At 37.8% G+C, this 15,847-nt stretch carries 13 protein-coding genes; 7 read left to right on the top strand and 6 right to left on the bottom strand.

From position 1 onward, the window contains the following. Positions 1–5: 5 nt before the first annotated feature. Together ND2E_RS00775 and ND2E_RS00780 are read right to left on the bottom strand one after the other, a co-directional pair. On the bottom strand, positions 6–698 hold the full coding sequence (locus ND2E_RS00775) for a DUF3313 family protein (protein ID WP_033095895.1): 693 nt from the start codon (positions 696–698) through the stop codon (positions 6–8). Between the two features lie 101 nt (positions 699–799). Next, on the bottom strand, positions 800–2,998 hold the full coding sequence (locus ND2E_RS00780; RefSeq protein WP_223303718.1) for a carbohydrate-binding family V/XII: 2,199 nt from the start codon (positions 2,996–2,998) through the stop codon (positions 800–802). Positions 2,999–3,130: 132 nt separating this feature from the next. Here ND2E_RS00780 and ND2E_RS00785 point away from each other — a divergent pair, with 132 nt between their 5' ends. Both ND2E_RS00785 and ND2E_RS00790 read left to right on the top strand, forming a co-directional pair. Continuing rightward, a complete protein-coding gene (locus ND2E_RS00785; protein ID WP_033095893.1) occupies positions 3,131–3,550 on the top strand; it encodes a hypothetical protein in 420 nt (139 codons plus the stop codon). A gap of 25 nt (positions 3,551–3,575) precedes the next feature. Further along, positions 3,576–4,028, top strand: coding sequence for an RNA-binding S4 domain-containing protein (locus tag ND2E_RS00790; protein WP_033095892.1), 453 nt, complete (start codon positions 3,576–3,578; stop codon positions 4,026–4,028). A gap of 135 nt (positions 4,029–4,163) precedes the next feature. Here the strand turns inward: ND2E_RS00790 and ND2E_RS00795 are convergent, their stop codons facing one another. Beyond that, on the bottom strand, positions 4,164–4,646 hold the full coding sequence (locus tag ND2E_RS00795; RefSeq protein ID WP_033095891.1) for a GNAT family N-acetyltransferase: 483 nt from the start codon (positions 4,644–4,646) through the stop codon (positions 4,164–4,166). 364 nt (positions 4,647–5,010) lie between these two features. On the opposite strand from ND2E_RS00795, the gene ND2E_RS00800 reads away from it, so the two are divergent. From ND2E_RS00800 to yfbR, 3 genes are all read left to right on the top strand, one after another. Then, a complete protein-coding gene (locus ND2E_RS00800; protein ID WP_033095890.1) occupies positions 5,011–6,720 on the top strand; it encodes a proline--tRNA ligase in 1,710 nt (569 codons plus the stop codon). Positions 6,721–7,029: 309 nt separating this feature from the next. After that, complete coding sequence (locus ND2E_RS00805) at positions 7,030–8,259, top strand: pyridoxal phosphate-dependent aminotransferase (protein WP_033095889.1); 1,230 nt, start codon at positions 7,030–7,032, stop codon at positions 8,257–8,259. Between the two features lie 49 nt (positions 8,260–8,308). Continuing rightward, a complete protein-coding gene (yfbR, locus tag ND2E_RS00810) occupies positions 8,309–8,902 on the top strand; it encodes a 5'-deoxynucleotidase (protein ID WP_033095888.1) in 594 nt (197 codons plus the stop codon). A 213-nt stretch (positions 8,903–9,115) separates the two neighbouring features. Here the strand turns inward: yfbR and ND2E_RS00815 are convergent, their stop codons facing one another. Then, a complete protein-coding gene (locus ND2E_RS00815; protein ID WP_033095887.1) occupies positions 9,116–9,694 on the bottom strand; it encodes a DUF4136 domain-containing protein in 579 nt (192 codons plus the stop codon). A 533-nt stretch (positions 9,695–10,227) separates the two neighbouring features. On the opposite strand from ND2E_RS00815, the gene ND2E_RS00820 reads away from it, so the two are divergent. Beyond that, positions 10,228–11,955 carry an acetolactate synthase 3 large subunit gene (locus tag ND2E_RS00820; RefSeq protein WP_033095886.1) on the top strand — a complete coding sequence of 576 codons (1,728 nt, stop codon included), beginning with the start codon at positions 10,228–10,230 and terminating at the stop codon, positions 11,953–11,955. Beyond that, complete coding sequence (gene ilvN / locus ND2E_RS00825; RefSeq protein WP_033095885.1) at positions 11,955–12,452, top strand: acetolactate synthase small subunit; 498 nt, start codon at positions 11,955–11,957, stop codon at positions 12,450–12,452. The genes ND2E_RS00820 and ilvN overlap by 1 nt, the downstream gene beginning before the upstream one ends. Before the next feature lie 80 nt (positions 12,453–12,532). On the opposite strand, the gene ND2E_RS00830 is transcribed toward ilvN, so the two are convergent. Both ND2E_RS00830 and ND2E_RS00835 read right to left on the bottom strand, forming a co-directional pair. After that, a complete protein-coding gene (locus ND2E_RS00830) occupies positions 12,533–13,363 on the bottom strand; it encodes a hypothetical protein (protein WP_033095884.1) in 831 nt (276 codons plus the stop codon). 67 nt (positions 13,364–13,430) lie between these two features. Further along, positions 13,431–15,560, bottom strand: coding sequence for a transporter substrate-binding domain-containing protein (locus tag ND2E_RS00835; protein WP_033095883.1), 2,130 nt, complete (start codon positions 15,558–15,560; stop codon positions 13,431–13,433). Positions 15,561–15,847: the final 287 nt, after the last annotated feature.

Here is a 15,847-nt window from a genome sequence, read left to right as displayed (position 1 = left end):
CTCGCCTAGTTACTCTTAGGCGTATGGGCTTCATCAAATTTAATTCTTAGTGCTTTAGCCCATTTTCGGATCATACGCTTTGCATCTGCACGATTAGAGACACGGTTTGCCCACTGATAATAACTATTGTCTCCTGCAACTGCCGTATTAACGGCACGGGCTAATATTTCACCGCTGACACCATCATACAACTCTATAAATAAAGTAGCTTGTCCAGCTTCACTAGCATAGGTTTTTACATTTATTGATGACTTAATATCTGGTGCTGCAACATCTAAATTGATAATAGCAGGCCTTATAACTAAGGTATTTGAACCAACTTTATTAACGATAGGAAATTTAGCACTCTTACCAAACTCCTCTTTAAACACTTCATCAAACAATTTAGCCACATCGGCTTTCATGCGTATGACATCGGCATCACTTATTCTTGTCGATAATGAGAGCTGATCTCTATTGTAATCGCGCTTCCAATTCTTTTTGAACGCGACAGCACTTGGGAGAATTTGCACTTTGTCATATTCAGAAAAATCAACGCCTTCTTTTTTATAAGCAATAGTTGAGCGTGTTGATTTTTTTAATTCCATCCCCTCTGGCGAGATTTGTGGAGCATTCGTTGGATTAGTTGAATTACAACTCATCACCATAAATGCAGCAATAGCAATAAAACTTAACTTGAGACCGTGTTGTTTATTCATCTTTCTTTCCTTTTATTGACGTTTAGTGAAAAACCTTATCCGGTATTTACTAAGGCTTTCTGTCCATTTATTTTATAGCGGAGATCATTTGGTTGAGCAAATTATCTACCTCGTCGAGCACTTCCCATCGGCTGACGAGCTCCTCGCGACATATTTCCCATTTGTCGACCATGCAACTCTCGGTTCATCGTTTTATGATCAAAGGTACGATTATTGCGCTTTTGACTATTTATCTGTTGGTTACGTGATTGTTGATTAGGAAAAGAAGGGGAATTCAGCGTTCCTTGTTTCGGCACCGTTTTCCAGTTTTTATTGCTACGGTTTTGCCACTGACCATTTTCATGTCGTACAACACCACCACGCTTGTCGGCATAGACATTGTTCGCTCTTTTAGGAGAGACTTTTGCTCTGTTTATTTTTCCTGTCGAGGGTTGTTTAATAGCATTACGCTTTTTATTAACCCCTTGATTATATAAGTTATTAGCTCTATGACCTTGTGTTATTCTCCCCCCTGCCCTATTAGCCGGATTTTCAGCTATTCTTTTCTTAGCATGAGCACGATTTGCAATACTCACTGAGTTGCCAATATTCACATTACCATTAATGTTTATGTTGGTATTGCCTCGATAGCCACCGCCATAATAGCGACCGCAACAAGGTCTTGGGTGGTGGTGATAACCACCGCTCCATACAACACCAACTCTAAAGAATGGGCTCCCCCAACTTACACCAACATTCCAACCAGTCCATGGGTTATAACCTACATGTAGCCCCCACGTGGGAGGTCTAGGGTAATACCAACCGCCAACATAATAAGGAGGGTAATACCAACCGGTACCATAAATAGGTACCCCATAATAGGGGTAGGACCACATGTAACCAGGGGTATAACCTACGTAAACGATTTCAGGTGTCGAATCATAAACGGTGACATAAGTCGTATTGTACATAGGTGAGCTAGGTGGAATTTGGGCTATCGCTTCTTGAGGTATATTATCGGCCACTTGCCATGGGCCTTTAGGCTTAGAGGCAACAAACCAAACACCATTATCAACCGCATAATACTTTTCCGAGATTTTGAGTACCTGCGCTGAAGTATTGGTTGCATACTCAACTTGTGTCTCAGCTATTTTCTCGAAAATAGGCTCACCGTCGTAATTTACCGTTAGTTTAGCTTCACTACGTTTAATCGCCGCTGTTTGCGGGATTTGAGCATCTAATACCGCTTGTTCTGCTTCGTCGGTCCCGGCCACAGAAGTTCTAATGCCACCAATAGCAGAGTCAGGTGGGATTTCTTTAAAGCTTTGTGGCAATTTATCAGCACGAACGAAAATCCAAGGTCCTTGTTCACTTTTACTTCTAAACCAACGTCCTGATAACAACACATACATTTCACCACTGGCAAGCTCACGCAACCAAGGTGTTTCTGTATTTTCAACATAGAGTAATTTGCCCCCGACTAAACTCGTCCAATTAGCTTTACCATCTGAAACAACCAATTCTGTCGGCTCAGTTACCGTTACAATATTGGGTGCTGAAATGACTTGTGGTGCATCGCTTATTTCATCTTCTTTTGGGATTAACGCTTTAAGATCTGCTGGAGGATTAGCTAAAATAGTCCATGGTCCCAGCGCTGAAGACGCTTGATACCATAAGTGACCACTGGTTAAATAAAATTTTTCTTGGTTTTTTTTCTTTACTACCGCCAGAGGTGTATTTAAAGCTCGTTGATAACTACTCTTTTCTATATCTCTAAAGACAGGGTCACCGTCATAACTAAGTAATACAGAAAGCGTACTGGTGAATTGTATTATCGGGGGATCATTTTTAATCGCGGCGAGGCTTTCTTTTATTTGTTCCGCACTAGTTAAACTCGCTGTCAATTTAGATAAAGACGCGGTAAATGAAGAACTAACTAATTGCGCTTCAACAAATTGACTAAACTGCTCTTCATCTGACTCTTTCGAGTCAGGCCAACCTACTTTAGTTACTTTCAATTGGCTAATCGTTACTGTATTTTCACTACGATCTGTCGCTATTTTAGCCGAGAACCAAAACACACCAAAAATGGGGCTTGGGTTGTCTTTTAATTCAAGGGACATTGCTGCTCGTCCAGTTAAAATATTACCTTTAAGTTTTTCCGGTTGAGGTTGATAAACCACTATCGTGCCGCGATCACCCGATAATTCTTGTGGCCAATCAGTAGCAAAACTAGTTAAAGAAAAAAGTAGGAAAAAACATATTATAAACCATGTTTTAATAACTGTTAGTATGGGTACATTAAGGCGAAGTTTCATCATACAATCCTGTATTGTGTACGGGTTAATGTAAAAAAAATGTCAGTATGCTAATATCGCCTGAAATTATGCCGCTGTAAATAAAATTACGTTAAAAGTTTAAGCGGTAACTACTTATATATACTAGGATTATCTATGAAAGCTCCTTTATACGCTGACATTCTTACCATTTGCCAAGACATTGCTAACGCTTCGAATACCGACAATGATGAACTGAGACTTGCCAGTTGTAAAAAATTACAGCAGCTTTGTGCCACGAACCAAGGCTCACCAAAAGATCACCCTCTGCAGTGGGAAGCACTTGCTGACTTTACCGAAGATGGTGATCAAGCGATGGATATCTATGAAATAGCGTTAGCAACAGCAGAAAAATTAACATTGCCAGTGTTCACGGCATCGACCTATTTAGCGATGGCGCTTCGTCAAGTTGAATTTGAAGAGAAAGCACAAGCCCTGATTTTTGCAAACAAAGCGAATGAAGCTGCAAAAACTATTGATAACGATGAGATAAAAGCTGAAATCTCAGAGCTGTTATCTCAATTAATACAAGAATAAATCTCAGTTTATTATCGAGAAGTCTATGTCAGATAGTTACCTAGTTATTGAATTAAACCACCAACCTGTCGAATTATGTAAGTTATTAAAAATAGCTGACTTGGTAGGCGGGGGTGGTGAAGCAAAAATCGTTATTAGTGAAGGCTATGTTTTACTAAATGGTGAAGTTGAATACCAAAAGCGTAAAAAAGTATATCATGAAGATGTGATTGAATTTAATGGAGAAGTGGTTCAGTTAATCATCAATGAAGCGCTTGTTGAATCGACCTCTGAACAAACAGAAACAGAGCCGACAGCACCTTCCTTAGGTAGCCCGATAACTAAAACCAAAGCGGTTAACGACCAAGCTAATACTCCTTCAATATCAAATACAACACAGAAAAAGGCTAAATCAAATAAAACTAAGCCTGATCCTATGTCTATATCACAGGATGATAACGTTAAGGTACCAAAAAAAAGAAGACCCATTTCGTTTTAGCACTGGCAAGAAAAACAAGACAAAGATTTACCCATAAGAACTAAAAATGACAGCTTGTAATGATTATACGCTATCCGTTTGAAACTGAATATTATGGGTATGTTTACTAGGCAATATGAACGTGCAATAAAAAAGTTAAAGTACTTTTTCCCAAAACAGCGCTTTACCTGTTTTTTCATCTAACTCATAGCTACTAAAGCCTAGTTTAGTGTAAATATTTTGCGCCACAGTATTACCCTCTAACACTTCAAGCGTTAATTTGCAGTAACCACGTTCACGCGATATTTTTTCGACTTCATTAAACATTTTTTGACTGAGGCCTAAACCTCGGTATTCTTTTAATACACCGCAATCATGGATATTAAGTAGCGGCTTGCATTTAAATGTAGAAAACCCTTCAACACAATTAAGAATTCCCGCCGGTTGACCGTCAACATAACAAAGTAGTGTTAAAAAATCATGTCGCTTTGCTATTGTAGTTACTAAATTTTGCTGAACTTGATCAGATAATGCTTCACCACCACCCATTGGATCAAGTGCATAAGCATTTAACAACATGACTAAATCTTTACCGTGTTGCTCATTATGGTAATCTGCTTGAATAACCGTTATTTGCACACTTGCCCCTTTTTATTTTCTTACTCATCAATAGCGCAAACTATACGCTGATAATAAATATAATAAAATGATTGTGCCGATATAAAAATTTCCCTCCAGCGAAAACTAGAGCTTTTACTATCTCGTTGAGGCGAAAAGCTTTCCGGCAAGTTATTACAATTATATAAGTGTTTAACCAGCGTTGTTATGCTCATTACCTCATCATTTTTTGTAAAGAAAACGACTCAAAACACCGATAAAACGACGCATTAATAATTTTGACGTAACTAAGTCATAAATATTACATATATTACTTTTTCATAAGCTAGCCCCCTGATAGAATAACGCCAATTATACTTATCTCTATTTTACGGAAAATTTTACGATGCGTACCAGTCAATATTTACTGTCTACTCTTAAAGAAACTCCTGCTAGCGCAGAAGTGATCAGTCATCAGTTGATGTTACGAGCAGGCCTTGTTCGTAATCTTGCCTCGGGTTTATATACGTGGCTTCCAACTGGCTTGCGTGTTTTGAAAAAAGTGGAGCAGATTGTTCGTGAAGAAATACAGCGCGCCGGTGGTAATGAGATATTGATGCCTATGGTACAACCTGCAGATCTTTGGCAAGAGTCAGGTCGATTGGAAGATTATGGTCCTGAATTGTTACGTATCAATGACCGTCATAAGCGCCCTTTTGTTTTAGGCCCAACGCATGAAGAAGTGATCACAAAATTAGTCGCTAATGAGCTAAGCAGCTACAAGCAATTACCATTAAATGTATTTCAAATTCAAACCAAATTTCGTGACGAAATACGCCCTCGTTTCGGTGTGATGCGTGGTCGTGAATTCCTGATGAAAGATGCTTATTCTTTCCATTTAGAAGACGAATGTTTAGAAAAAACCTATCAAATTATGTTTGATGCCTATTGCCGTATTTTTGAGCGATTAGAGTTAAATTTCCGTCCTGTACTTGCCGATACTGGCTCTATTGGTGGCGAGAAGTCGCATGAGTTCCATGTGCTTGCCGACTCAGGTGAAGATGATATTGCTTTTAGTGATGCAAGTGACTTCGCAGCGAATATTGAAAAAGCGGAAGCCTTAGCCCCCGTAGGCGAGCGTGCAGAACCAACACAAGAATTAACCAAAGTAGCGACACCAAATGTTAAAACTATGGATGACTTAGTAGCGTGCTTATCTGTTGACTTGAAAACAACAGTAAAAACCCTCTTAGTTGTCGGTGCAACGGCAGAAGATGAAGCAGAAACAGTTGTTGCCCTTGTACTTAGAGGTGATCATCAGCTAAATGAAATTAAAGCTGAGCATTTACCACAAGTCGCGTCACCATTAACGTTTGCCAGCGAAGAACAAATAGCAGCCGCGGCTGACTGTAATGCTGGCTCTATTGGCCCTATAGGTTTAAACATTGAAGTGATTGTTGATCGCAGTGCTGCTCATTTAAGTGATTTTGTTTGTGGCGCCAACGAAGATGACGCGCATTTAACTGGTGTAAACTGGCAGCGTGATTGTAACGACATTAGTGTACATGATATTCGTAACGTCGTTGCTGGTGATCCAAGCCCATGTGGTCAAGGTAACATTGAAATAAAACGTGGTATTGAAGTAGGTCATATTTTCCAATTAGGCCGTAAATATGCAGAAGCAATGAACTGTGCGGTGCTCAATGAAGGTGGTAAAAACCAAACATTGACTATGGGTTGTTACGGTATCGGTGTTTCACGAATTGTGGCTGCTGCTATAGAACAAAATCATGATAAATATGGTATCAAGTGGCCGAAAGCTATTGCACCATTTCAAGTGGCTATCGTGCCAATGAATATGGCAAAATCAGCACGAGTAAAAGAAACAGCTGAGACCTTATATGAATCATTAAACCAAGCAGGCATTGAAGTCTTATTTGATGACAGAAAAGAACGCCCTGGCGTTATGTTTGCTGACCATGAATTAATGGGAACTCCATTATTACTTATCATTGGTGAACGTAATCTTGATGTTCAACAAGTAGAACTTAAAAACCGCATCACTGGTGAAAAGTCGCTTATTGCTATTGCTGATGTCATGTCTTTATTTAACTAATAATGCAATCGGTTAAATAATTAAGGCAATAAAATAAAGGGGCTTTTGCCCCTTTTTTATTGAAAAAATATAATTTACTTAGCGCTCCTATTGTTAGTCATTATTGAGTAAAACACTTTTCATATTGTTAACGCTTTTGTTCACTAATCGACAAATAAAAGTAAATGCATTGTTGCAATATGCCTTTTACCGATAAAATAAGATAAATTATCATAAATAAAGCCAAAATAAGACTTTCAAAACAGTGCATTATTAGCAACAATGAGGTGTTCCCTTTTCTTTCCATTTTACTTAAGAAGTTGCCAACTCATGAAAGCTATTACCAAGTCATCTAAATTAGATAATGTTTGTTATGATATTAGAGGACAAGTAGCGGCCGAGGCAAAACGCCTTGAAGATGAAGGTCATAAAATTCTTAAGTTAAACATAGGCAACCCTGCCCCTTTTGGCTTTGAAGCACCTGATGATATTTTAAAAGATGTTATTCATAATTTACCTAGTTCACAAGGTTATGCCGAGTCTAAAGGTATATATTCTGCACGTGTTGCCGTTATGCAATATTTTCAACAACAAGGCATTAAGGATGTCAGTGTAGAAGACATCTTCATCGGTAATGGTGTGAGTGAGCTGATTGTTATGGCAATGCAAGGATTGCTTAATAATGGTGACGAAGTCTTGATCCCTGCACCAGATTACCCGCTGTGGACTGCTGCAGTTTCACTTTCAAGTGGTACCCCAGTACATTATCAGTGTGATGATGAAAACTTTTGGTATCCAAATCTAGTGGATATGGAAGCAAAGATCACAAAGAAAACTAAAGCAATTGTATTGATCAACCCAAACAACCCTACAGGTGCGGTTTACCCCGAAGAGATTTTACAAGGTATTATCACGCTAGCACGTAAGCACGACTTGATCATTTTTAGTGATGAAATCTACGATAAGATACTATTTGATCAAGCTAAACATATACCTACGGCCAGCCTAGCACAGGATGTATTAATCATTACCATGGGCGGGCTTTCTAAGAACTATCGTATTGCTGGTTTTAGAGCTGGCTGGATGGTGATCTCTGGACCTAAGATCCATGCTGAAGATTATTTAGAGGGGTTAACTATGCTCTCTTCAATGCGACTTTGTGCCAATGTTCCCTGTCAACATGCTATTCAAACGGCATTAGGCGGTTATCAAAGTATAAATGAACTAATCGAAGGTGATGGCCGATTATTAAAGCAACGAAATATTGCTGCTAAAATGATTAATGATATTGATGGTTTATCTTGTCACCCTGCAATGGGCGCTTTGTACTTATTTGTCAAAGTAGATAATAAAAAATTCAGTATTTATAATGATGAAAAAATGATTTTAGACTTGTTAAAACAAGAAAAAATATTACTTGTTCATGGCCGTGCGTTTAATATCAAAGAACATAATTATTTCCGTTTAGTCTTTTTACCACACGTTGATGAGTTAATACCTGCACTTGAAAAATTAAAAACTTTTTTTGCCAGCTATAAGCAAGTTAAGCCAAGCAAGTAGATATAACTATTTTTAGTCATCAAGCCAAAATTAATAGCAAGGAGACATCATGCAAAGTTCATTTCTAGCCTGGATGTTTCGCATGCCATTGATCAAACGGTGGTCATTAATGTTTTGTGTCAAGCCTGAAAATATCGCTGAACACTCTCATCAAGTGGCTATTGTTGCCCATTTACTGGCTGTCATTAAAAATAAAAAATTTAATGGCAATATTAATGCCGATAAAATATCAACTATTGCCATGTACCATGAAGCGAGTGAAACTCGCTATGGGGATATTGTTAATCCGACAAAGTATGCCAATAAAGAAATAGCGAGAGAATTTAAGAAGATTGAGCTATTAGCAGAACAAGAGTGTTTAGCCTCCTTACCTGAAGAACTTCAATTGCTTTTTAGCGATATTATCGTACAAGATAATGTTTCAGAAGAGTACAAAGCAATTGTTAAAGCTGCCGATATAATTGTCGCTTATATAAAGGCCTTAGATGAGATTAATCATAAAAACCCAGAATTTGATCATGTTGAGCAACGCTTAGCGATAAAAATCTCAACATTAAAAGAAAATATGCCTGAAGTAGCATACTTTATTGATACATTTATGGCGGCTTGTTTAGCGACAGTAGATAAGTTATCAACGGACTAATTATTACCCGCTATAGCATTATTCTGATAATATCAGCGATTTAGCCCCCCTAGAGCAGTTCTTCTCTATGCTCATAAGGACATCAAGCTAAGCACTCCCTCCTTGTTTTATTGCTCCATAAGTCGTATCACTTATTCAACACCATGACTTGCTAAATTTGAAGCAAAAAAAAGCGGCTAAGCCGCTTTTTATATCATTGTATAGTGTTAGTGGTTATTGAAATTGATTTACAACTTTAATAACAATCTCGTTCAATGTTGCTGATGGTGTTTCTTTATCTTCTGAAGACAAACGTTTTGTTGCCCAACCATGCCATACTGGTTGATGATTTTTAACATCGTAGACATCAATAGCTAACTTACCTTCGGTGTATTGTCTAACGCTCGTTTCAGTACCCATTGACATAGTACCGTAATAACCACGACCGCCATAATAACCGCGGCCCCAACCAAATCCACTGTTATAGGTAGCTGGGTAACTATTTACTTTAATTTTATCACGACTACCTACTGTATATGAGATAGCAAAATCAGCATTTTCTGGGTCATCAACTAATGTATAACCTTTCGCAATAAAAGCTTGTTCAATGCTGTTATCAACTCTTTCTTTCATCACAGGGTTAATATCAACAGGTGGTGCCATTATTTTAGCATTCGTTAACCAAGCAAACGTTTTATAGTTAACCGTTTCAATTTCAGTGTTCTTGTCAAAATTCACTTTAGCTGAATTGGTCGCGCAAGCTGTGGTAAAAATGATTAAGCTGGTAATCACTAATAATTTAATAGGGTTCATATCTGTTCCATTTTTTGTAAGACCAATGTTATAGCGATAATGATATAGCTCTTCAGGTCTGCGATATAAGATTACAGTTAATATAAATCATAATACGTTACTAATACAGACAAAACAGTGATTTAAATTGTTTCCAAGCTTAACAATCTGTAAACAACATCATAAAAATTACACAGATATAACTGCCGTCAATACTCAATATAAACTATAAAGAGTGCTATTTTTACTGTTTTGTATTTATTGGTTGACACCAGTGTCGAAAGCCTTTAAAAATAGTAGTCACTAAACTGTTTAAATTTTTGCAAAATTATATGATTTTTAAAGCAACTATCCTCAATGTCGTCCTCATAGTCGTAGTGGTACTTTTACCATTAGCGGGGATAACTTGTGCTTAGCAAAAATGATTAAGCCGAATATCAAGAAACCCTCGCTCTTTTTAAGACCGAGGGTTTTTTATTTGCTCGACAATAATTTTAATTTTAAGAACAACACTCTATTTACAATAAACTAGTTAACAAAATCAAGGTGATGGTATGACAACAGAGCTTTTTACAGGTGCAGAAATGGTAGTTAAATCACTATCAGCACTGAAAGTTAAATACATTTTCGGCTACCCCGGCGGATCCGTTCTAGATATATATGATGCAATATTTCAGCAGGATGAAATAGAACATATTTTAGTTCGTCATGAACAAGCCGCGACACATATGGCGGATGGTTATACAAGAGCAACGGGTGAAGTTGGTGTTGTATTAGCAACCTCTGGTCCAGGAGCAACTAACTGCGTAACCGGTATTGCTACGGCTTATATGGACTCAATTCCTATGGTAGTTCTTGCTGGACAGGTTGCGAGCACGCTTATTGGTAATGATGCTTTTCAAGAAACAGATATAGTCGGTTGTACACGCCCAATTATCAAACACAGCTTTAACTGTCGCAGTTTGACTGATATTCCTGATGCCATAGCTAAAGCCTTTTATTTAGCAAACACAGGTAGACCTGGACCTGTGGTTGTAGAGTTACCTAAAGATGTATTGATACCGCAAAATAAGGGACCATTTAGTATCGATACTGATATAAAAATGCGCTCTTATAACCCTAATGTTAAGGGCCACACTAAGCAAATTAAAAAAGCAGCACAAACTATCGCCAAGGCAAAGAAATTAGTTGTTTATTCTGGTGGTGGTATAGTGATTTCTGATTCTTCAGAATTGTTAACAACCTTAGTAGAAACGCTCAAGGCACCTGTAACAAATACCTTAATGGGGTTGGGCGGTGTTCCAGGAACTCATGACCAATATATTGGCATGTTAGGAATGCACGGTACGCTGGAAGCCAACAAAACCATGGCCAATGCTGATGTTATTTTAGCACTAGGGGTTCGTTTTGATGACAGGGTTACTAATAATGTCGAAAAATTTTGTCCTAATGCAACAATTATCCATGTTGATATTGATCCTACTTCTATCTCTAAAACCATTAATGCCCATGTACCTGTTGTTGGGTTAGTCGAAATAGTAATGCAACAGCTAATTGACGAGTTAAAGGAAATTAATTTCACGCCTGATAAGGACGCATTAAGCCTATGGTGGCAACAAATTAACTTATGGCGAAATGTTAAAAGCTTAAGTTATCAGCAAGATGAAAACGAAAAAATCAAACCACAACGTGTCGTTGAAGCCATGTATAAGATAACTAATGGTGAGGCTTATGTTTGTTCTGATGTTGGCCAACACCAGATGTTTGCAGCCCAACACTACCCGTTTGCCAAACCACGCCAATGGATTAATTCTGGCGGTTTAGGCACTATGGGTTTTGGTTTACCTGCTGCAATGGGGGTGAAACTTGCCTTTCCTGATAAACATGTTATTTGCATCACAGGTGATGGCTCAATTCAAATGAATATTCAGGAACTTTCTACTTGCTCTCAATATAACTTACCTGTAGTTATCGTTACGTTAAATAACCGCTCTCTTGGGATGGTACGCCAATGGCAAGATATGGTTTATGGTGGTCGCCATTCATCATCTTACATGGAGTCTTTGCCTGACTTTATTAAAATTGCAGAAGCATATGGCCATGTAGGTATTCAAATAGATACATTAGATGAATTAGAAGATAAGTTAACACAAGCTTTTGCTATTAAAGATAAATTAGTTTTTGTTGATGTAATGGTTGATGAAAAAGAACATGTTTACCCTATGCATATACGCACAGGTGCAATAGATGAAATGTGGTTAAGTAAAGGAGTTAAAGCATAATGCGTAGAATTTTAGCCATTTTGATGGAAAATGAGCCTGGCTCACTATCACGTATCGTTGGATTATTCTCTCAACGTGCTTTCAATATTGAAAGCTTAACCGTTGCACCCACTGATGATAATAGTTTATCCCGAATGACGATTGCAACGAAAGGTGATGACAAGGTACTAGAACAAATTGTTAAACAAGTAAATAAGCTTATTGATGTGATAAAAATCACCGATATTACTGATAGAAAGCATATAGAGCGTGAATTATTATTAGTAAAAGTGTCAGCGATGAATGATAAATCTCGCACTGAAGTAAAACGGATAACTGATATATTTCGCGGTAATATTATCGATATTGGCAAGCAGGTTTATACGGTTCAACTGACCGGTGATGCTGATAAACTCAATGCCTTTATTAATGCCTTACAAAACGAGACTGAAATTATTGAGTCGGCTCGTTCGGGTTGTGTTGGTATGGCACGCGGCGATCAAGCCTTACGGATTTAGCTAAAAAAATAAAAAGAGGCCTTGAGCCTCTTTTTATTTTAACTTACGAGCTCATAAAACCAAAAAATTGAATTGTAGCGTTAAATTGGAAAACTAAACAATAATCGAAAAGCGCTAAAATTCTTACTATAACGATAACTTAACCCTAACCTTTCAATTCCTGCCCACGTATAACCAATCGTTTTAGCAAATTTCAGGGTAAAACCAAACTCGACACTATTAGTTAATGTGACATTATCTTCTTCGTTAAAACTTCGTGTTCGCGGTGTTAAAAAGTCAACCTCACTAAAATACCAAAAGGCGGTGGCAAAAAGTCTCGGTTGAAATGGGTAATCTAGTACTTGATATTGTATGGGTAACCCCAAATCTATACCAATCTGCGCTGCAGCATAGGAGTCCTTCGCATTATAACCATTACCATCATAACGTGCGTAATAAAGTCTATTGGCCCAAATACCATCATGATTTTTAATGTCGAAATGATAAAGTGCTGAAACGCCTGATGAGTGAATACTGACGCCTTTATTTGTGGTGAGATTCCGGCCATAACCTAAGTCAATATAGCTCTCAATAAACCAATCCTTGCTGTATTGGTAGTTAAAGGCAAGTCCTGGGGTAAAAGTTACTGTGCCTACACTATCGGGTAAATCAAGGCTTGGTAAATCAGCAAGTTCAAAGTCAAAAAATCCGACGGAAACAGGCAAGCGTAAACCATATGTTGTTTTTCCTACATGCCCAATCTCGTAGGAAAAAGGCATGCTGATCAAACTAGCATTTTGACCCGTAGTTCGATAAATACCACTGCCTAAGTAATTAGCGTAAGCATAATGCACTGGTTCAATGTCTTCGGCTTCTACTGGCAGAAGGAGAAAACTAAATAACATTAAAAAAATGTTTCTTATTGGTTTCATAATATCGACACTATTAATTAGACAGAAATGGTTATGCCCTCTCGGCAAAATACGGTTGCTCAGTCCATCAATCCGTGATGCGAATGTAACTTAAATAACGCTGATGGATATCACGCACATAATTCACTGGCTCTCGTCCTCGAACATAACCAAAACGAGCCTTGTTATAATATTGTCTGCGTTGCAATAATAACATGGCTTTTTCAACATGATTAAACCAGCGATCACTTCTTAATCCTAATTGTCTTGCTAAGCGTTGCGCATCTTTTACATGGCCATATCCCGCATTGTAGGAGGCTAAAGAAAAGAATATTTGTTCTTGTACTGGCAGGTCCTTAGAGAATCGATTGCGTGTCCAGTCTAAATATTGCACACCTGAAGCAATGGCTTGTTCAGGATCTTTTAAATCCTTTACGCCCAGCTCTTCAGCTGTACGCGGCAACATTTGCATTAATCCTAAAGCCCCCGTGGCATTACTGGCAAGTGGGTCAAACCGGCTTTCTTGATACATTTGCGAGACAATAAGTCGCCAATCAAAGTGATAAGGTTGTACTTGAGAGCGCACTATATCATCGTAAGGTGATAAGATTGATCCTGAAGTTAGACGATGTTTTTTATGACTTTTTTGCAGTCTTTCATTATAGAAATATTTGTTTTTAACCACATTGTAAAAAGTGCCACGATAGTATTTCCTGATAAATTCATTTAAGTAAGCGAGCAATTGCGGGTTATTTTGCCTGACTAAATAAGCGTAGGGTACATTTTCCTTAAAAGTGAGCGGCGTAATAATTTGTGAGCGAAAGGTCTTTTCGATGGCGATCAAATTACTGTCGGCAATAGTCAAATCTATCTCTTTATCCGCGACTTGGGCAATTAGTATTTCGGTAGCAATATCTTCATTTGCTATGACAATGTTAGCGCCAAAATCTTTGGCAAGCTTTTGAGCTGTAGGCCAAAAGCTGCTGCTCTTCCTGATAGTTATCGTTCTATCTTTAAGATCAGATAATTCATTTATTAGTTCACCATCTTGATGCGCAACCAATTGCTCTTTTACTCGATTATAACGAATACTTGTGGCCAACTTAGCCTTAGTTATTTTTTTCGTACGAGCTTTGGTACGTGAAAGACCTGCGGCAATAATATCCCCTTTACCCTCCGCTAATAATTCCAGCATTTCTTCATAACTGTCAGCAACAACAATAACCAACTTCACCTTATGAATATCAGCAAACTTACGCATCAAATCATATTCGAAACCGAGTAACTCACCGCGCCATAAAAAATAAGTTTCAGGGCTATTTCGAGTGATCACCCGCAGAGGAAGTTTGTCTTTTCTTAATTGTTTAAAGCCAACCGTCCGCTCCGGCTCTATCATTTGCATAACGTGATGAACTGAAATGAATTCATTTAATTCATGCAAAAAACTGTCATTATTTAAATTAACGGCCCAAGCAAGATTAATGGCTTTGGGTAAAGTAAAAACACTTTGAATATCATCTCGATATTGTTTTAATGTTTCTAAAGCGAAACCATCTATGATGGTATATTTACTTAAACCTTGTGCAACATGATCTGCCATTTCTTGTGAGCTAACTTGTTCTTTAACAACATTAACATTCCAATGAGGATATTGACTTACCACACTTTCAATATAAGCTGAGCCGATGGGTAAGTGAAGATTATTAATAGCACTGGCATTAAAATCATGTTTACCTGATTTCGCGATAACCACTTCTTTATCTCGTAATAGTGGATAGGTAAAACTATATTTTGCAAGGCGATTTTCAGTAATCGTTAAATGTCGCGGAATAATATCAACCTCAAACGCTGATAATTTCTCAAACATAGCCGCTAAATTACTTACCCTATGCCAGGTAACTGTTAAACCTCGTGATTGAGCAAAACCTTGCAATAAAGTCGAGTGATATGCACCTGTTGAACCTGCTCGGGGTAAGGCTGACTCCAACTGCCAATCCAGTTTTACCGCATTAATATGTCCTGATGCTATTATTTCAGACCAAGTTCTGGCGGCTATTCTCTTTTTGACAAGTTTTACTGCCTTTTTGAGGCTAGGCTTTAGATCGTTTTGTCCGGTGGTAGTGTTTGCACTTTTTTCTTGCGGCGGCTCTTGACAGCCAGCTAAGGTAATTAATATAAAAAAACTTGCTAGAATTATTGCAACTAACTGTTTATACATTAAATATGCCCGAGCTAATTTTGGATGAGTTATACCAATCGTACTAATTTATTAATCACTTAGCGAGAATTAAAAACCTAGAGGCAAGGTATGGATTAAAGATAATAGTTATTCTCTAGTCAAAATCGATAACGCTGCATGTAAGCTTTTTAAAAATAGCCCTCTGGCAGTTCATTATCACATTGAAAACTTCAAAAAATAAATGAAATATAGAGTAACTATAGTTAACTTACTTTCTTTACGCTAAGACCGCTAATAGAACTCTTAGCTGACCAATAAATTAATCC

The sequence above is a fragment of the Colwellia psychrerythraea genome (assembly GCF_000764225.1).
Lineage (GTDB): Bacteria > Pseudomonadota > Gammaproteobacteria > Enterobacterales > Alteromonadaceae > Colwellia > Colwellia psychrerythraea_D.
Note: the sequence above shows the minus strand (reverse complement) of the source record. Positions and strands in the feature narration are given on the sequence as shown.